The sequence below is a fragment of the Streptomyces sp. NPDC044704 genome, assembly GCF_056433525.1.
The window spans coordinates 224,140-242,785 of sequence record NZ_JBWKGY010000005.1 but is presented as its reverse complement, the minus strand read 5'-3'; the positions used below and the strand labels follow the sequence as shown (position 1 = coordinate 242,785).

Here is an 18,646-nt window from a genome sequence, read left to right as displayed (position 1 = left end):
CGGGTCGAGCCAAAATCCGTTCCCGCGGGCCTCCCCGCGGGCTTCCCCGCAGGTCAGTCAGCGGGTCGATCAGCGGGTCATTCGTCCTCGGCCAGCGTGAGCTCCACGCCGCCCACGAAGCCCGCCGACAGGTTGTAGATGAACGAGCCCAGCGTCGCGAGCGCCGTCATCAGCACCACGTCGATCACCGCGATCACCGACGTGAAGATCAGTACGCGCGGCAGCGACAGGAACGACTGGAGGTCGAACCCGTTGCTCTCGTTCGAGCCGGTGGCCTCGCTGATCGTGCCGCCGACCGTCGAGAAGATGCCCATGGCGTCCATGACCATCCACAGCACCGCCGCCGCGACGACGGTGCACACGCCCAGCGCGATCGACAGCAGGAAGCTGACCTTCATCACCGACCACGGGTCCGCCTTGGCGACCCGCAGCCGCGCCTTGCGCGTCCTCGGTGCCGTACGGACCCCCGGCCGGGCCCCCCGCTGCGCACCCGGGCCCGAGGGCGCCGCGTAAGCCTGCGGGGGCTGGTACGGCTGGGCGTCCTGGCCGGTGCCGGCGGCCGGTGCCTTCGGCTGCGCCTTGGACTGCGCCTTCGACTTCGGTTCTCGGGTGTCCGTCACGGTTCCCCCCTGGGAGTCCGCGGCGGGGCCACGGGCACCGTTCGCTCCAGTCTTGGCCGGTCCGGCGCCCGTGGCTCCACTCACGCTTACTCCTCGTGCTCCCCAGCCGAGGGCTCCGTGCCCTCGGCGGCCTCGGCGGCCTGTCCTTCGGCTGCCCCGGCCTCGATCTCTGACTCGATCTCGTCGGCCTCGTCAGCTTCCTGACCCGCCTCGGCGTTACGTGCGATGCCCACCACGGCATCGCGCTTGCCCAGGTTGATCAGCTGGACGCCCATGGTGTCACGGCCGGTCTCCCTGACTTCGTTGACTCGCGTACGAATCACACCACCGCCGAGGGTGATGGCGAGAATCTCGTCCGTTTCGTCGACCACCAGCGCGCCGACGAGCGAACCGCGGTCCTCGACGATCTTCGCCGCCTTGATGCCCAGACCACCACGGCCCTGGACGCGGTACTCGTCGACCGGCGTCCGCTTGGCGTAGCCGCCGTCGGTCGCGGTGAAGACGAACGTACCGGGCCGCACCACGCTCATCGACAGCAGCTCGTCGCCCTCGCGGAAGCTCATGCCCTTCACGCCCGAGGTCGCGCGGCCCATCGGGCGCAGCGCGTCGTCGGTCGCCGTGAAGCGGATCGACTGCGCCTTCTTGCTGATGAGCAGCAGGTCGTCCTCGGCGGACACCAGCTCCGCGCCGATCAGCTCGTCGTCGCTGCCTCCCTCGGTCTCCCGGAGGTTGATCGCGATGACACCACCCGAACGGGGCGAGTCGTAGTCCTTGAGCGCCGTCTTCTTCACCAGGCCGCCCTTGGTGGCCAGGATCAGGTAGGGCGCCGCCTCGTAGTCGCGGATCGCGAGGATCTGGGCGATCTTCTCGTCCGGCTGGAAGGCCAGCAGGTTCGCCACGTGCTGACCGCGGGCGTCGCGGCCGGCGTCCGGCAGCTCGTACGCCTTGGACCGGTAGACACGGCCCTTGTTCGTGAAGAACAGCAGCCAGTGGTGCGTGGTGGAGACGAAGAAGTGGTCGACCAGGTCGTCCTGCTTCAGCTTCGTGCCGCGCACGCCCTTGCCGCCGCGCTTCTGCGAGCGGTAGTCCTCGGTCTTGGTGCGCTTGACGTAGCCGCCGTGGGTGATCGTGACGACGATGTCCTCTTCGGCGATCAGGTCCTCCATGGACATGTCGCCGTCGAAGGGCACCAGCTTGGAACGCCGGTCGTCGCCGAACTTCTCGACGATGACCGCCAGTTCCTCGCTGACGATCTGCCGCTGGCGCTCCTCGGAGGCCAGGATCGCGTTGTACTCGTTGATCTTCGCCTGGAGCTCGTCGTGCTCGGCGACGATCTTCTGCCGCTCCAGGGCCGCCAGGCGGCGCAGCTGCATTTCGAGGATCGCGTTGGCCTGGATCTCGTCGATCTCCAGGAGGCCCATCAGGCCCTCGCGCGCGATCTCGACGGTGTTGCTGCGCCGGATGAGGGCGATGACCTCGTCGATCGCGTCCAGCGCCTTGAGCAGACCGCGCAGGATGTGGGCGCGCTCCTCCGCCTTGCGCAGGCGGAAGCGCGTGCGCCGGACGATGACCTCGATCTGGTGCTGCACCCAGTGGCGGATGAAGGCGTCGATCGACAGGGTGCGCGGCACGCCGTCCACCAGGGCCAGCATGTTGGCGCTGAAGTTCGACTGGAGGTCGGTGTGCTTGTACAGGTTGTTCAGCACGACCTTCGCGACGGCGTCGCGCTTGAGCACGATCACCAGGCGCTGGCCGGTCCGGGACGAGGTCTCGTCGCGGACGTCGGCGATGCCGCCGATCTTGCCGTCCTTCACCAGGTCGGCGATCTTCTGCGCGAGGTTGTCGGGGTTGGTCTGGTACGGGAGCTCCGTGACCACCAGGCACTGGCGGTTCTGGATCTCCTCGACCTCCACCACCGCGCGCATCGTGATGGAGCCGCGACCGGTGCGGTACGCCTCCTCGATGCCCTTGCGGCCCACGACCAGGGCGCCGGAGGGGAAGTCCGGGCCCTTGATCCGCTCGATGAGCGCGTCCTGGAGCTCCTCGTGCGAGGCCTCCGGGTGCTCCAGCGCCCACTGGGCACCGGCCGCGACCTCGCGGAGGTTGTGCGGCGGGATGTTGGTCGCCATGCCGACCGCGATGCCCGCGGAGCCGTTGACCAGCAGGTTCGGGAACCGCGCCGGCAGGACGGTCGGCTCCTGGTTGCGGCCGTCGTAGTTGTCCGTGAAGTCGACGGTCTCCTCGTCGATGTCCCGGAGCATCTCCATGGCCAGCGGCATCAGCTTGCACTCGGTGTAGCGCATCGCGGCCGCCGGGTCGTTGCCCGGGGAGCCGAAGTTGCCGTTGCTGTCGACCAGCGGCATGCGCAGCGACCACGGCTGGGCCAGGCGGACCAGCGCGTCGTAGATCGAGGAGTCGCCGTGCGGGTGGTAGGTGCCCATGACGTCGCCGACGACGCGGGCGCACTTGTAGAAGCCCTTCTCGGGCCGGTAGCCGCCGTCGTACATCGCGTACAGCACGCGCCGGTGGACCGGCTTGAGGCCGTCCCGTACGTCGGGCAGGGCGCGGGACACGATGACGGACATCGCGTAGTCGAGGTAGGAGCGCTGCATCTCCGTCTCGAGCCCGACGGGCTCGATCCGCAGCACGGGCTGCTCCTCCGCGGGATTCTCTGCGGTGGGGGTGGTTTCGTCGGCCATTGCTGGTCAGAAGTCCTTTCAGGCGGTCAGCGGAGACCGACTCAGATGTCGAGGAACCGAACGTCCTTGGCGTTGCGCTGGATGAAGGAGCGCCGGGCCTCGACGTCCTCTCCCATCAGCACCGAGAACAGGTCGTCGGCCTGCGCCGCGTCGTCCAGGGTGACCTGGCCGAGCACGCGGTGGTCGACGTCCATGGTGGTGACGCGCAGCTCCTCGGCGTTCATCTCGCCCAGACCCTTGAAGCGCTGGATCGAGTCTTCCTTGATCCGCTTGCCGTTCTGCTTGCCGAGCTCGACCAGGGCGTCGCGCTCGCGGTCCGAGTACGCGTACTCGAAGTCGTCGCGGCCCCACTTGATCTTGTACAGCGGCGGGCGGGACAGGTAGACGTGTCCGGCCTCGACCAGGGGCCGCATGAAGCGGAACAGGAAGGTCAGCAGCAGGGTGTTGATGTGCTGGCCGTCGACGTCGGCGTCCGCCATCAGGATGATCTTGTGATAGCGGAGCTTCTCGATGTCGAAGTCCTCGTGCACGCCGGTGCCGAAGGCGCTGATCAGTGCCTGGACCTCGGTGTTCTGGAGGATCTTGTCGATCCGGGCCTTCTCGACGTTCAAGATCTTGCCGCGGATCGGCAGGATGGCCTGGTACATCGGGTTGCGGCCGGACTTCGCGGAACCGCCGGCCGAGTCGCCCTCGACGATGAAGATCTCGCACTTCGTCGGGTCGTTCGACTGGCAGTCGGACAGCTTGCCCGGCAGCGAGGCGCTCTCCAGCAGACCCTTGCGGCGGGTGAGGTCACGGGCCTTGCGGGCCGCGACGCGCGCCGTCGCCGCCTGGATCGACTTGCGGATGATGTCCGCGGCCTCGACCGGGTTGCGGTCGAACCAGTCGTTCAGGTGCTCGTGGACGACCTTCTGCACGAAGGTCTTGGCCTCCGTGTTGCCCAGCTTGGTCTTCGTCTGGCCCTCGAACTGGGGCTCGCCCAGCTTGACCGAGATGATCGCCGTCAGACCCTCGCGGATGTCCTCGCCCGCGAGGTTGTCGTCCTTCTCGCGCAGCAGCTTCTTGTCGCGCGCGTAGCGGTTGACCAGACCCGTCAGCGCCGCGCGGAAGCCCTCTTCGTGGGTACCGCCCTCGTGCGTGTGGATCGTGTTCGCGAAGGAGTAGACGCCCTCGGTGTACTGCGAGTTCCACTGCATCGCGATCTCGACCGAGAGCATGCGCTCCTTGTCCTCGGCCTCGACGTCGATGACGGTCGGGTGGATCAGCTCGCCCTTGCGCGAGTTGAGGTACTTCACGAAGTCGACGATGCCGCCCTCGTAGTAGTACTTCACCGTCCGCGCCTGGTTGTCGTCGGACTCCTCGGCGGAGTCCGCGCCCATCGTGGCCTTCGCCGACTCGCGCTCGTCGGTCAGCGACAGGGTCAGGCCCTTGTTGAGGAAGGCCATCTCCTGGAAGCGCCGCGACAGCGTCTCGAAGGAGTACTCGGTCGTCTCGAAGATGTCGCCGTCGGCCCAGAAGGTGACCGAGGTGCCGTGCTCGTCGGTCTCCTCGTTCTTGGCGAGGGCGGCCGTCGGGGCGCCGAGCTTGTAGTCCTGGGTCCAGCGGTAGCCGTCGCGCTTGACCTCGACCGCGACCTTCGTCGACAGCGCGTTCACGACGGACACGCCGACGCCGTGCAGACCGCCGGAGACGGCGTACCCGCCGCCGCCGAACTTGCCGCCCGCGTGCAGGACGGTGAGCACGACCTCGACGGCCGGCTTGCCCTCGGACGGGACGATGTCGACCGGGATGCCCCGGCCGTTGTCGACGACCTTGACCCCGCCGTCGGCGAGGATCGTCACGTCGATGGTGTCCGCGTGCCCGGCCAGTGCCTCGTCGACCGAGTTGTCGACGACCTCGTAGACGAGGTGGTGCAGGCCGCGCTCACCCGTCGATCCGATGTACATGCCGGGCCGCTTGCGGACCGCGTCCAGGCCCTCCAGGACCTGGATGTTGCTTCCGGTATACGAAGAACCACCTGCTTCGGCGGCCTCGCCGCCGGCGGTGGACTCGTTCTTGTCGTTGGAGTTGCCGGAATCGGCCACGAAGCGCCCTTTCTGGCACAGCACAGGCCGTACTCCGGGCCAGCAGGCATGCAAGCAGGAGCGGCTGCGTCGATCTGCGTTGTCAGCGTTTGTCACCGGTACTCGACTGGTGATCCCGCAACTGGGCGGGATTGCCTCCAGTCTACCGGTACCACTGACATGAATGGGGGTTTGCCGGTACCTGAGTACGCATGTGCCGCCCTGAACCTGCACTCTCCGACTCCCCATATCCGGGGAGGGGCTCAAAGTGGCTCACACGGGCATCCAGCGCTTCGGCCTGTCAACCCGCGGCTACCGTGAGGGACACCACCCGCGACGGGGGCCCGCCGGCCCGCCCCGCGCCGGGCCGCAACAGGCCGGAAGCCGCCGCTCCCAAGGGAACGGCGGCTTCGCCGGGGGTACTGCGGGGACCGGCCGCGAGGACCGGCGCGGCACGGGCCGCGGGCGGGCTCACCCGTAGGTGTCGCCGGGACCCCTGCTGCCCGGGCTGCGCCAGGGCCCGTACCCCTTCGGGCGGCCTCCCGGGCCCTGCACCTTGATCAGCCGGACCGTGCCCTGCCCCAGCTCGGCGTTGAGCCGCGCCACCAGCTGCGGGGCCAGCAGCTTCAGCTGCGCCGCCCACGCCGAGGAATCGCAGCGCACGACCAGCTCGCGGTCCTCGTAGCGCTCCGGCACGCAGTGCGCCGCGATCTCCGGGCCGACGATCTCCGGCCAGCGCTCCATCACCCCGGCCACGGCCATCGGCATCTCCCAGCCGCGCTCCGTGCGCAGCCGGTCCAGCGCGGCCATCAGCGGCATCGGGTCCCGGCCGTCCGCGCGGGCGCCCGAGCGCAGCCCGGGGTGCTGCTGGCGCTTCTTCCCGCTCACCGCGTTGCCCCGGGCCCGGGCCTGTTCCCGGGCGGCGGCCAGCGCCTGGCGCGCCAGGTCCACCCCGGAGGGCTCGGGGGCCTTGCGCCCGTCCTGCTCGCCGCCGCTCACAGCCGGGTCACCTCGCCGCCGGACACCGCGAAGCGGGTCCCCGCCAGTACGCCCGGTACGTCGTCGTCCACGGCCGCCGTCACGAGGACCTGCTCGCCCGGAGCCACCAGCTCCGCGAGCCGCTCGCGGCGCCGGGCGTCCAGTTCCGCGAACACGTCGTCGAGCACCAGCACCGGCTCGGCGCCCTCCGAGCGCAGCAGCTCGTACGAGGCCAGCCGCAGCGCGAGGGCGTACGACCACGACTCGCCGTGGCTGGCGTAGCCCTTGGCCGGGAGCTCGCCGAGGCGCAGCAGCACGTCGTCGCGGTGCGGGCCCACCAGGGTCACGCCCCGCTCGATCTCCTGCTTGCGGACGTCGGCCAGCGCGGCCAGCAGCACCTCGTAGAGCGCCTCGCGGGTCCGGGCGTCGCCGCTGTCCACCGGTTCGCCGGCCGAGGACTTGTAGGCGAGGCCGAGGGGGCCGCCGCCGGGCGCGAGCTGTTCGTAGGCCTTGTCGGCGAGCGGCAGGAGCGTGGCGATCAGGTCGAGGCGCTGGGCGAGCAGCTCGGCGCCCGCGCGGGCCAGGTGCTGGTCCCACACGTCGAGGGTGGAGAGGTCCATGGACCGGCCGCCGTGCCGGCGTGCCATGGCGGCGGACTTCAGGAGGGTGTTGCGTTGCTTGAGGACCCGCTCGTAGTCGGAGCGGACGGCCGCCATCCGCGGCGAGCGCGCGGTGACCAGCTCGTCGAGGAAGCGGCGGCGCTCCCCCGGATCGCCCTTGACGAGGGCCAGGTCCTCCGGGGCGAACAGCACGGTCCGTACGATCCCCAGCACGTCCCGGGGCCTGACCTGCGAGGACCGGTTGACGCGGGCCCGGTTCGCGCGGCCCGGGTTCAGCTCCAGCTCCACCAACTGCTGCCGCTGGCCCTGGGTGACGGCGGCACGGATGACGGCGCGCTCCGCGCCCATGCGCACGAGGGGGGCGTCCGAGGAGACCCGGTGGCTGCCGAGCGTCGCGAGGTAGCCGATGGCCTCGACGAGGTTCGTCTTGCCCTGGCCGTTGGGCCCCACGAAAGCCGTGACGCCCGGGCCGAGGGGTACCTCGGCCCGGGCGTACGAGCGGAAGTCGGCCAGGGAGAGATGCGTGACGTGCATGTGTCGCCGACCTCCCCCGGCTTCCTGCTGTCGTGCTGTCGTTCTCGTGGTGCTGTCGTTCTTGTGGTGCTACTTCTTCTCGACCGCGTGCCCGCCGAACTGGTTGCGCAGCGCCGCGATCATCTTCATCTGCGGCGAGTCGTCCTGGCGGGACGCGAACCGGGCGAACAGCGAGGCCGTGATCGCCGGCAGCGGCACCGCGTTGTCGATGGCCGCCTCGACGGTCCAGCGGCCCTCGCCCGAGTCCTGCGCGAAGCCGCGCAGCTGCTCCAGGTGCTCGTCCTCGTCCAGCGCGTTCACGGCGAGGTCCAGCAGCCAGGAACGGATGACCGTGCCCTCCTGCCAGGACCGGAAGACCTCGCGGACGTCGGTGACCGAGTCGACCTTCTCCAGGAGCTCCCAGCCCTCGGCGTAGGCCTGCATCATGGCGTACTCGATGCCGTTGTGGACCATCTTCGCGAAGTGGCCCGCGCCGACCTTGCCCGCGTGCACGGCGCCGAAGTCGCCCTCGGGCTTGAGCGCGTCGAAGACCGGCTGGACCGCGGCGACGTGCTTCTCGTCGCCGCCGTACATGAGCGCGTAGCCGTTCTCCAGGCCCCAGACGCCGCCGGAGACGCCGCAGTCGACGAAGCCGATGCCCTTGGCCTTCAGCTCCTCGGCGTGCTTCTCGTCGTCCGTCCAGCGCGAGTTGCCGCCGTCCACGACGATGTCGCCGGGCGAGAGCAGCTCGCCGAGCTCGTCGACGGTGGACTGCGTCGCCGCACCTGCCGGGACCATCACCCACACCACGCGGGGGGCCTGCAGGCTGTCCACAAGTTCCCGCAGGCTGTGGACATCGGCGAGGTCCGGGTTGCGGTCGTATCCGATGACGGTGTGGCCTGCGCGGCGGATGCGCTCGCGCATGTTGCCGCCCATCTTGCCGAGACCGACGAGACCAAGCTCCATCAACTGGTTCCTTACGCGTTGTGGCCGTCTTTGCCGCGGGTTCCCGGACGAGCCGGGTCACCCACCGGATCCGAGCCTACGCCGGGGCGTGCACGGCGGCCCCACGGGCCGTGGCGCGCGTCCAGGAAGTCCCCAGGCGTTCTGGACTCCCGGAGCCCTGGCCTGTGGACGGCGTCGGGCCCGGTCCCGCAGCCTGCGAGACCGGGCCCGACGGGGAAGACGTCAGCCGGACAGGCGTACCGGCATGATCAGGTACTTGTAGGCCTCGTCGGCCTCCGCGTCGACCGCGGGGCGGCCGCTGAGCAGCGCCGGCTTGGTCGAGGTGGTGAAGCTCAGCTGCGCGGCCGGCGAGTCGATCGCGCTGAGGCCGTCCAGCAGGAACGTCGGGTTGAAGGCGATCGAGATGTCGTCGCCCTCCAGCTTCGCGTCGACGCGCTCCACAGCCTGTGCGTCGTCGCTGGAACCGGCTTCGAGGATCAGCACGCCCTGCTCGAAGCTGAGGCGGACCGGGGTGTTGCGCTCGGCGACGAGGGCCACGCGCTTGACGGCCTCGACGAACGGAGCGGTCTCGATCACCGCGATGGAGTTGAACTCCGTCGGGAAGAGCGTGCGGTACTTCGGCAGGTCGCCCTCGAGGAGGCGGGTGGTGGTGCGGCGGCCCGCACCCTCGAAGCCGATGAGGCCCTCGCCCGCACCGGAGCCCGACAGCGCCAGGGTGACCGTGTCACCGCTGGTCAGGGACTTGGCGGTGTCCAGGAGGGTCTTCGCGGGCACCAGGGCCACGGCGGAGGCGTCCGGGTTCTCCGGCTTCCACAGGAACTCGCGGACCGCGAAGCGGTAGCGGTCGGTGGAGGCCAGGGTGACGCGGTCGCCCTCGATCTCGATGCGGACACCGGTCAGCACGGGCAGCGTGTCGTCGCGGCCGGCGGCAATGGCGACCTGGGCGGCGGCGGAGGCGAAGACCTCGCCGGGCACGGTGCCGGTCGCGGTCGGCATCTGCGGCAGCGCCGGGTACTCCTCCACAGGCAGGGTGTGGAGTGTGAACCGCGAGGAGCCACAGACCACGGTCGCCCGTACACCGTCTGTGGAAATCTCCACCGGGCGGTTGGGGAGGGCGCGGCAGATGTCGGCGAGCAGCCGGCCGGAGACCAGGACGGTGCCGTCCTCCTCGACGTCCGCCTCGACGGAGACGCGGGCCGAGACCTCGTAGTCGAAGCCGGAGAGGGACAGCGTGCCCTCCTCGGCCTTCAGCAGCAGGCCCGCGAGTACGGGCACCGGCGGCCGGGCCGGGAGGCTGCGGGCAGCCCAGGCCACCGCCTCCGCGAGTACGTCGCGTTCCACCCGGATCTTCACCGGAACCGCCTCCTGCTGTTGCTCGCTCGTCTGCCGGCCTTCGTCGTCGGCTCGTCGATGCCTCGACCGATGCCGGGGACCAGTCTGACGTACGGCGCCGACACTCGTCGCGGCTGGCGGTCAAGTCGGGAGCGAGGCGTCGGCGAGGCCGAGCGACGAGTTGTGCACAGGACCTGCTTGAAAACCGAATCCGAGCTAACTCTCTATGGGGGTAGTAGTAGGGCCTGTGGAAACGGTGGATAAGCCCGTTCTCCCAGGTCAGCCCTCGTTTTTTATCCCCACACCCTGTGGGTGGCACCGGTGGACAACACGGTGTCTCTGTGGAGAACGAAAACTTCTGCACAGGCCGTCCCCAGACGACCCCCACTACTCCACAGGTGTGTCCCCAGCTTTTCCCCAGTGCTCCACACCCCAAACGTCGACTTCCGTGTGACCGCTTTCACTCGGGGCGGTGACGACGGGTGCCGGGTTGCCGAACAGTGGACAACGGTGTGGAGAACCCTTCTGATCCTGTGCACAGGATGCGGCAACCTGTGGGGCGGCGGTGGACAGAGCCGTGGACGAGCCTGTGGACGAGATTTCTGTCCACAGGCTGTGGACAGCGCTTGCGCACAATTCCACAGGCGGCTGACCTGCCCTGATGGGCCCTCAACCTGCGCTCCTGTGGACAGATTGTGGGCGCCGCACACTGTCCTCAGGCTGTGGACGGAAGAAAGTCGGCCAATCTGTGGATGAGTTGCCCTCCAAGGGGCGTATTCGAACAGAGCAGGGGCGCACGGACGAAGAAGGGCGCCCCCGGTACGGTCCGGAAGCGCCCTGTTTTCGGGTGTGAAGGGGCCCTGGCACGGCTGTCGGCGGGCCGCGTCAGGCGTTCTTGATGCGGTTGGTGAGCTCCGTGACCTGGTTGTAGATGGACCGCCGTTCCGCCATGAGGGCCCGGATCTTGCGGTCCGCGTGCATGACGGTGGTGTGGTCGCGGCCGCCGAACTGGGCCCCGATCTTGGGCAGGGACAGGTCGGTGAGCTCCCGGCACAGGTACATGGCGATCTGCCGCGCGGTGACCAGCACCCGGCTGCGCGAGGAGCCGCACAGGTCGTCCACGGTGAGCCCGAAGTAGTCCGCGGTGGCCGCCATGATGTCGGAGGCCGTGATCTCGGGCGCGCTGTCCTCGCCGCCCGGGATCAGGTTCTTCAGGACGTCCTCGGTGAGGCCGAGGTCGACCGGCTGCCGGTTCAGGCTCGCGAACGCCGTGACCCGGATCAGCGCCCCCTCCAGCTCGCGGATGTTGCGCGAGATGCGGGAGGCGATGAACTCCAGTACCTCCGGCGGGGCGTTGAGCTGCTCCTGGACGGCCTTCTTGCGCAGGATCGCGATGCGGGTCTCCAGCTCGGGGGGCTGGACGTCGGTGATCAGGCCCCACTCGAAGCGGTTGCGGAGCCGGTCCTCCAGGGTGACGAGCTGCTTGGGCGGCCGGTCGGAGGACAGCACGATCTGCTTGTTGGCGTTGTGGAGCGTGTTGAAGGTGTGGAAGAACTCCTCCTGCGTCGACTCCTTGCTCGCGAGGAACTGGATGTCGTCGACCAGCAGGATGTCCATCTCGCGGTACCGCTTGCGGAAGGCGTCGCCCTTGCCGTCGCGGATGGAGTTGATGAACTCGTTCGTGAACTCCTCGGAGCTCACGTACCGCACCCGGGTGCCGGGGTAGAGGCTCCGCGCGTAGTGCCCGATGGCGTGCAGCAGGTGGGTCTTGCCGAGGCCCGACTCCCCGTAGATGAACAGGGGGTTGTACGCCTTCGCCGGCGCCTCGGCGACGGCCACCGCGGCGGCGTGCGCGAAGCGGTTGGAGGCGCCGATGACGAAGGTGTCGAAGAGGTACTTGGGGTTCAGCCGGGCGGTCGGCTCCAGCGGTCCCGAGGTGGAACCGCCCGACGGGGCCGGCGGCGGGGCGGGCCGGCCCGGTGCCGTGCGCGGCGCGGGCTGCTCGTACTGCTGCTGCTCGTACGACTGGTTCTCGTACTGCTGCTGCTCGTACTTCTGGGGTTCGTACTTCTGCGGTTCGTACGGGGACTGCTCGTACTTGGGCTGCTCGTACTTCTGCTGTTCGTAGGAGCCCTGGTCGTAGCCGCCCGGCTCCGGCTGCTGGAGGTAGCCCGGCTGGGGGGAGGCGTACGGATCGCGCTCGGGGAAGCCGCCGAGGCGCTGCTGCTGCCAGCCGTAGTCGTCCTGCTGGCCGCCGCGGGGCCAGGCCCCGGGCTCCGGGCGCTGCTGCTGGTAGTCCGGGTAGGCGGGGCGGGCCGTGGGGAGCTGGTCGTCGCCCGGGCCGTTGTGGCTGCCGGGGCGCGGGCCGCCGTACGGCTCGTAGCCCTCCCGCTGCGGGGACGAGGGCGCGGAGGGCGGCGCGGGTTCGCCGGCGGAGTCGTCCACGGTGATGGCGATCCGGATCGGGCGGCCGCACTCACGGCTCAGCGCGTCGCTGATGAGCGGGGCGAGGCGGCCTTCGAGAACGCGCTTGCCCCACTCGTTCGGGACGGCGAGCAGCGCGGTGTCGGCGACCAGGGCCAGCGGCTGGCATCGTTCGACCCACTGCTTGTCCTTGGGCTCGATGCCTTGCTGACCCTCGCCGAGCAGCTTCTCGAGCACGCGTGGCCACACTGCGGCAAGATCGGCAGGTACGTCAGCCACAGAGCACGCTCTCTCACAGGTCCCGTCCCACGAATGTGTGGTTCTTTGGGACGGTCGGGGCAAAAAATCAGGGATCAGGCAACGGTAGTCAGGCCGGTGGCCACGGTTCAAGTCGTTGTCCACAGCCTGTGCACAGTGTGCGGCAGGCGAGCTCGGTTTGACCGGATGGCGTAGCCGCGCGTACCGTGACGAGGTCGAATTGTCGATGGCTGCTGCCGCCTGCCTACCGATGGGCGAAGGTCACTTTTAGTGATCGTTTAGCGGTGCCCACTCGGGCGAACACGCGAGTTCCTCGTGGGCGCACGGTGACAGCCAGGCGATGTACCGCCACAACGATTCATTCTCTGGAGCCCCCGAGTGAGCAAGCGCACCTTCCAGCCGAACAACCGCCGTCGTGCCAAGACCCACGGCTTCCGCCTGCGGATGCGTACCCGTGCCGGTCGCGCGATCCTCGCGAACCGTCGTGGCAAGGGCCGCGCCGCCCTTTCCGCGTAACAACGCGCAGGTCGTGACGTCGTGCTGTCTCCCGAGAATCGGCTGAGGCGGCGCGAGGACTTCGCGAGCGCGGTACGCCGAGGCCGGCGGGCGGGACGCCCGCTCCTCGTCGTCCACCTAAGAACAAGCGGTGCAACGGACCCGCACGCGCCGGGGGAGATCGATCCCTCGCCGCGTGCGGGTTTCGTCGTCAGCAAGGCTGTCGGCGTCGCGGTCGTCCGTAACCGGGTGAAGCGCCGTCTGCGCCATCTTGTCCGCGACCGGCTGGCTCAGCTGCCCGCCGGTAGCCTGGTGGTAGTGCGGGCTTTGCCCGGAGCGGGCGATGCCGGCCTCGACGAGCTGGCCCGTGACCTGGACGCCGCTTTGACGCGGCTGCTGGGAGGCGCGGCTCGATGAAGTACCCGCTGCTCGCTTTGATCAAGCTGTACCAGTGGACGATCAGTCCGCTGCTCGGGCCGGTGTGCCGCTACTACCCGTCGTGTTCACGCTACGGGTACGGCGCCATCGACCGGCATGGTGCGGTGAAGGGGACGGTTCTGACCGCCTGGCGGATCCTGCGGTGCAATCCGTGGTCCCCGGGTGGTGTGGATCATGTCCCACCCCGGAAACGCCCGCGTTGGCACGAGCAGCTGCGCAGTGCGTTGCGTAGATCTCGCAATGCTCAAGGAGCCTGATTAGTGGACACGATTGCCAGTCTGTTCAGCTTTATCACCACACCCGTGTCGTGGATCATCGTCCAGTTCCACTCCCTGTACGGGGCGATCTTCGGTGCGGACAGTGGATGGGCCTGGGGCCTGTCCATCGTGTCCCTGGTGATCCTGATCCGTATCTGCCTGATCCCGCTCTTCGTGAAGCAGATCAAGGCGACGCGGGGCATGCAGGCGCTCCAGCCGAAGATGAAGGCGATCCAGGAGCGCTACAAGAACGACAAGCAGCGTCAGTCCGAAGAGATGATGAAGCTGTACAAGGAGACGGGTACCAACCCGCTCTCCTCGTGCCTTCCCATCCTGGCGCAGTCCCCGTTCTTCTTCGCGCTGTACCACGTGCTCGCGAGCATCGCCAACGGCGAGACCATCGGCGTCATCAACCAGTCGCTGCTGGAGAGCGCCCGTCAGGCGCACATCTTCGGCGCCCCGCTGGCCGCGAAGTTCACGGACAGCGCCGCGAAGGTCGCCGAGCTGGACGCCTCGATCACCAACGTGCGGATCGTCACCGCCGTCATGATCGTCATGATGTCGCTGTCGCAGTTCTACACCCAGCGCCAGCTGATGCAGAAGAACGTCGACCTCTCGGTCAAGACCCCCTTCATGCAGCAGCAGAAGATGCTGATGTACATCTTCCCGGTGATCTTCGCCGTGATGGGCATCAACTTCCCCGTCGGTGTCCTCGTCTACTGGCTGACCACGAACGTGTGGACCATGGGCCAGCAGATGTACGTGATCAACCAGAACCCGACGCCGGGCAGCAAGGCGCAGGACCAGTACCTGACCCGTCTGCTGAAGCAGGTCAGCTCGCACGGTGCCGTCAAGGGCCGGAGCAAGAAGAAGATCGTCGCGGCGATCGTGGCCAAGGGCCCGGACCGCAACGACAACGAGCGCAAGTTCATCACCGCGCTGACCAAGCAGGGCATGGCCGCCCAGGCGGACGGCTCCGTGATCAAGAGTGCTGAGGCCACCGCCGATGCGGATGCGGCGAGCGGCGGTGTCGCCACGAAGCGGCAGCAGCCGAAGCGGCAGACGAAGGCGAAGCGTCAGACGCCCCCCAGCAAGCCCTCCAAGAAGTAAGAAGGAGTCCCTCCCGTGACGGAAGGCACCACCACCGCCGCCGCTGAGAGTGGCGACACCCTGACCCGCCTCGAGCAGGAGGGTGAGATCGCGGCCGATTACCTTGAGGGTCTGCTGGACATCGCCGACCTGGACGGCGACATCGACATGGACGTCGAGGCCGACCGGGCCGCCGTCTCCATCGTCAGTGACTCCTCCAGCCGCGACCTGCAGAAGCTCGTGGGCCGCGACGGCGAGGTCCTGGAGGCGCTCCAGGAGCTGACGCGCCTGGCCGTGCACCGGGAGACCGGGGACCGCAGCCGGCTGATGCTGGACATCGCCGGCTTCCGGGCGAAGAAGCGCGAGGAGCTCGCGGCCCTGGGTGCCCAGGCCGCGGCGGACGTGAAGGCCTCGGGCGAGCCGCTGAAGCTGGCTCCGATGACTCCGTTCGAGCGCAAGGTCGTCCACGACGCCGTGGCGGCCGCCGGTCTGAAGAGCGAGTCCGAAGGCGAGGAGCCGCAGCGCTTCGTCGTTGTGCTCCCGGCCTGACCGGAACATCCTGTGGTCGGCCCCGCCTGTGTCGCAGGCGGGGCCGAAGTTTGTAAGCCTGACAGTCGAACCACACGGTTCTGGCGTGAGCGGTTCTGTACGGAAGGACGGTCCCCGTGACGGAGGCAGCTGAGCTTCCCCCGGCGCCCGAAGTGGCGCGCGCGGTGTTCGGTGAGTTTTTCCCGGAAGCTGTGCGGTATGCGGAGCTGCTGGCGGACGCCGGGGTCCAGCGCGGCCTGATCGGCCCGCGCGAGGTGCCCCGGCTGTGGGAGCGGCACCTGCTGAACTGCGCGGTGCTGTCGGAGGTGGTGCCCGAGGGCGTCACCGTCTGCGACGTGGGCTCGGGCGCGGGTCTGCCCGGTATCCCGCTCGCACTGGTCCGGCGGGACCTCAAGATCACCCTGCTGGAGCCCCTGCTGCGGCGCACGAACTTCCTCCAGGAAGCCGTGGAGCTGCTGGGCCTGGACCACGTCACGGTGGTGCGCGGCCGGGCCGAAGAGGTACTCGGCAAGGTCCAGCCGGTACACGTGGTGACGGCACGCGCGGTGGCACCCCTGGACCGCCTGGCGGGCTGGGGCGTACCGCTGCTGCGGCCGTACGGCGAGATGCTGGCGCTCAAGGGCGACACCGCTGAGGAAGAGCTGGTGGCGGCCAAGGTCGCGCTGACCAAGCTCGGTGTGGTGAAGACCTCGGTGCTCCAGGTCGGCGAGGGCATCGTGGATCCCATGTCCACCGTGGTCCGCGTCGAGGTGGGAGAAAGCCCCGGCGGGGTGAGGTTTGCGGCCAAGCGGGCTAAGGCCGCGCGGACGAGCCGGACCCGCAGGCGTCGCTGATCTTCGCTCCGTGGGCGGGGAGCGGCAGGTATTTCGGGTGTGTTGGGCCCTATAGGTATGGATTTCGGAGTGTCGTAGAGGCCTGAAGACTCCGTCCGGGCATCGTGTTTCACGTGAAACGTCGCTCTCTGCTGCACGGAATCATCAGCCGCGGCCGTGCGGCTGCCGCCCCCCGCTCCCGCAAGGACGCGGGGGGTACGGAGTTGTCCACAACGGTGGATTCATCCACAGGAGTACGGGCCCCGCTGGTTCGCGACCCCGGTGACATGGCAGGCTCTGTTCATCGCGAGCCCGCTGCCGAGGAGAGTGACACCGTGCGGTCCGACGCCAACCTCGCGGGGCCGATGGCCGATCCGGTCCCAGGTCCCCGCTCTGAATCACCGGGCGATGTTTCACGTGAAACATCGCCTCCGCCCCTCGTCGACAACGACGAGATCGGCGAGACCCCCCTCGGCCGTGCCGCCCAGCTGGCGGTCGAGGCCCTGGGGCAGTCCGGTGCCGCTCTGCCGAGGCCCGCGCAGACCCGCATCATGGTGGTGGCCAACCAGAAGGGCGGCGTGGGCAAGACCACGACGACCGTGAACCTGGCCGCCTCGCTGGCCCTGCACGGTGCCCGGGTCCTCGTGATCGACCTCGACCCGCAGGGCAACGCGTCCACGGCCCTGGGCATCGACCACCATGCCGAGGTCCCGTCCATCTACGACGTCCTGGTGGACAGCCGTCCGCTGATGGAAGTCGTCCAGCCGGTGGTGGACGTGGAGGGGCTGTTCTGTGCCCCCGCCACGATCGACCTCGCCGGCGCTGAGATCGAGCTGGTGTCACTGGTGGCCCGCGAGAGCCGGCTCCAGCGGGCGATCCAGGCGTACGAGCAGCCGCTCGACTACATCCTGATCGACTGCCCGCCCTCGCTGGGTCTGCTCACGGTGAACGCCATGGTCGCGGGCGCGGAAGTACTGATCCCGATCCAGTGCGAGTACTACGCGCTGGAGGGCCTCGGTCAGCTGCTGCGCAACGTCGACCTGGTGCGGTCCCACTTGAACCCGGCTCTGCACGTGTCGACGATCCTGCTGACGATGTACGACGGCAGGACCCGGCTGGCCTCGCAGGTGGCGGACGAGGTGCGCACGCACTTCGGCAAGGAAGTGCTGCGTACGAGCATCCCGCGCTCGGTGCGCATCTCGGAGGCTCCGAGCTACGGACAGACCGTGCTCACCTACGACCCGGGTTCCAGCGGTGCGCTCTCCTACCTGGAGGCCGCGCGGGAGATCGCGATGCGCGGTGCCGGAATCCATTACGACGCCCAGAACGCCCATGTGGGCGCGGGCATGAACAGCACGCAGAGTGTGGCGGAGGGGATCCAGTGAGTGAGCGACGTAGGGGGCTGGGGCGGGGGCTCGCCGCGCTGATTCCGGCTGCTCCGCAGGAGAAGGCGCCGGCCGGTGCCGGTGCCGGTGCGACGTCTTCGGCGACGGCGCCGGTGCTGACGTCGGAACGGGGCATCGCCGCGGCGAAGCTGGCCGCGCTGACGCAGGCCGGTGTTTCACGTGAAACACCGGAGCCGATGGTGGACGAGGTGACGGCGAGCGTGCCGGAGCCATCGGTGCCGGTATCGGACGGATCCGCGGTGGCGATGTACGCGGAGCTTCCCCTGGACTCGATCACGCCGAACCCGCGCCAGCCGCGTGAGGTCTTCGACGAGGACGCCTTGGCGGAACTGGTGACCTCCGTCCAGGAAGTGGGAGTCCTCCAGCCGGTGGTCGTACGGCAAGCAGGCCCCGACAGCTATGAGCTGATCATGGGTGAGCGCCGTCTGCGGGCCTGCAAGGAGGCCGGCCTGGAGCGGATCCCCGCGATCATCCGGGCGACGGACGACGACAAGCTCCTGCTGGACGCCCTCCTGGAGAACCTGCACCGGGCGCAGCTGAATCCGCTGGAGGAGGCGGAGGCGTACGACCAGCTGCTCCGCGAGTTCGACTGCACCCATGACCAGCTGGCGGACCGGATCGGGCGCTCCCGTCCGCAGGTCTCGAACACGCTGCGACTGCTGAAGCTGCCCCCCAGCGTGCGGCGCCGGGTGGCGTCCGGCGTGCTGATGGCCGGGCACGCGCGAGCGCTCCTGCCGGTGGAGGACGCCGAGCAGCAGGAGCTGTTGGCGCAGCGCATCGTCGCCGAGGGTCTTTCCGTGCGTACGGTCGAAGAGATCGTGATGCTGATGGGCTCGGAGCCTTCGAGCCCGGTGAAGCCGAAGGGCCCGCGGGCCGGCGCCCGGGTGGCCCCGGCGCTCAGCGAGCTGGCCACGCGGCTCTCGGACCGGTTCGAGACCCGGGTGAAGGTGGACCTGGGCCAGAAGAAGGGCAAGATCACCGTCGAGTTCGCGTCGATGGAGGATCTGGAGCGCATCCTGGGGACCCTGGCGCCGGGCGAAGGCCGGGTACTGGAGCAGGGGCCGTCCGGGGAGTAGCCCGGGTGGCCGAGGGGCGGGTCGCGCCGGCGGAAGCCGACGCGGCCCGCC

The 18,646-nt window shown here is 69.0% G+C and carries 16 protein-coding genes; 8 read left to right on the top strand and 8 right to left on the bottom strand.

The genetic code is table 11. The annotated features are described in order from the left end of the window. Positions 1-77: 77 nt before the first annotated feature. From AC07B0_RS14955 to dnaA, 8 genes are all read right to left on the bottom strand, one after another. Entirely contained in the window at positions 78-704 is a 627-nt protein-coding gene (locus AC07B0_RS14955; RefSeq protein ID WP_467297914.1) for a DUF3566 domain-containing protein, read from the bottom strand. A 2-nt stretch (positions 705-706) separates the two neighbouring features. Continuing rightward, the gene (gene gyrA, locus AC07B0_RS14950) at positions 707-3,319 is read right to left on the bottom strand and encodes a DNA gyrase subunit A (RefSeq protein WP_356873266.1); all 2,613 of its coding nucleotides are present in this window, start codon (positions 3,317-3,319) and stop codon (positions 707-709) included. A gap of 41 nt (positions 3,320-3,360) precedes the next feature. After that, on the bottom strand, positions 3,361-5,427 hold the full coding sequence (gyrB, locus tag AC07B0_RS14945; protein WP_469377175.1) for a DNA topoisomerase (ATP-hydrolyzing) subunit B: 2,067 nt from the start codon (positions 5,425-5,427) through the stop codon (positions 3,361-3,363). 426 nt (positions 5,428-5,853) lie between these two features. Beyond that, the gene (locus AC07B0_RS14940; protein ID WP_356882832.1) at positions 5,854-6,381 is read right to left on the bottom strand and encodes a DciA family protein; all 528 of its coding nucleotides are present in this window, start codon (positions 6,379-6,381) and stop codon (positions 5,854-5,856) included. Next, positions 6,378-7,514 (bottom strand): DNA replication/repair protein RecF, encoded by a 1,137-nt coding sequence (gene recF, locus AC07B0_RS14935; RefSeq protein ID WP_356882834.1) that lies wholly within the window; start codon positions 7,512-7,514, stop codon positions 6,378-6,380. The genes AC07B0_RS14940 and recF overlap by 4 nt, the downstream gene beginning before the upstream one ends. 69 nt (positions 7,515-7,583) lie before the next feature. Continuing rightward, positions 7,584-8,459 carry a phosphogluconate dehydrogenase (NAD(+)-dependent, decarboxylating) gene (gene gnd, locus AC07B0_RS14930; protein ID WP_356882836.1) on the bottom strand — a complete coding sequence of 292 codons (876 nt, stop codon included), beginning with the start codon at positions 8,457-8,459 and terminating at the stop codon, positions 7,584-7,586. A gap of 222 nt (positions 8,460-8,681) precedes the next feature. Next, positions 8,682-9,812 (bottom strand): DNA polymerase III subunit beta, encoded by a 1,131-nt coding sequence (dnaN, locus tag AC07B0_RS14925; RefSeq protein WP_030153167.1) that lies wholly within the window; start codon positions 9,810-9,812, stop codon positions 8,682-8,684. Positions 9,813-10,676: 864 nt separating this feature from the next. After that, on the bottom strand, positions 10,677-12,452 hold the full coding sequence (dnaA, locus tag AC07B0_RS14920; protein WP_478898298.1) for a chromosomal replication initiator protein DnaA: 1,776 nt from the start codon (positions 12,450-12,452) through the stop codon (positions 10,677-10,679). A 399-nt stretch (positions 12,453-12,851) separates the two neighbouring features. Between dnaA and rpmH the strand changes: the two genes are divergently transcribed. The 8 genes from rpmH (at position 12,852) to AC07B0_RS14880 (ending at position 18,595) form a co-directional block, all read left to right on the top strand. Further along, positions 12,852-12,989 carry a 50S ribosomal protein L34 gene (rpmH, locus tag AC07B0_RS14915; RefSeq protein WP_008741645.1) on the top strand — a complete coding sequence of 46 codons (138 nt, stop codon included), beginning with the start codon at positions 12,852-12,854 and terminating at the stop codon, positions 12,987-12,989. Positions 12,990-13,010: 21 nt separating this feature from the next. After that, complete coding sequence (gene rnpA, locus AC07B0_RS14910) at positions 13,011-13,385, top strand: ribonuclease P protein component (RefSeq protein ID WP_356882841.1); 375 nt, start codon at positions 13,011-13,013, stop codon at positions 13,383-13,385. Then, positions 13,382-13,663: a membrane protein insertion efficiency factor YidD gene (gene yidD, locus AC07B0_RS14905; RefSeq protein ID WP_467296021.1), complete on the top strand. Its 282-nt coding sequence runs from the start codon at positions 13,382-13,384 to the stop codon at positions 13,661-13,663. Before rnpA ends, yidD begins: the two co-directional genes overlap by 4 nt. Positions 13,664-13,666: 3 nt before the next feature. Then, positions 13,667-14,773 carry a membrane protein insertase YidC gene (yidC, locus tag AC07B0_RS14900; RefSeq protein ID WP_356882843.1) on the top strand — a complete coding sequence of 369 codons (1,107 nt, stop codon included), beginning with the start codon at positions 13,667-13,669 and terminating at the stop codon, positions 14,771-14,773. Positions 14,774-14,788: 15 nt separating this feature from the next. Further along, positions 14,789-15,301 (top strand): Jag family protein, encoded by a 513-nt coding sequence (locus AC07B0_RS14895; RefSeq protein WP_249766856.1) that lies wholly within the window; start codon positions 14,789-14,791, stop codon positions 15,299-15,301. A gap of 116 nt (positions 15,302-15,417) precedes the next feature. Then, positions 15,418-16,134, top strand: coding sequence for a 16S rRNA (guanine(527)-N(7))-methyltransferase RsmG (rsmG, locus tag AC07B0_RS14890; RefSeq protein WP_356882845.1), 717 nt, complete (start codon positions 15,418-15,420; stop codon positions 16,132-16,134). A 266-nt stretch (positions 16,135-16,400) separates the two neighbouring features. Continuing rightward, positions 16,401-17,498 (top strand): ParA family protein, encoded by a 1,098-nt coding sequence (locus AC07B0_RS14885; protein WP_467296018.1) that lies wholly within the window; start codon positions 16,401-16,403, stop codon positions 17,496-17,498. Further along, positions 17,495-18,595: a ParB/RepB/Spo0J family partition protein gene (locus AC07B0_RS14880; protein ID WP_469377164.1), complete on the top strand. Its 1,101-nt coding sequence runs from the start codon at positions 17,495-17,497 to the stop codon at positions 18,593-18,595. Before AC07B0_RS14885 ends, AC07B0_RS14880 begins: the two co-directional genes overlap by 4 nt. Positions 18,596-18,646: the final 51 nt, after the last annotated feature.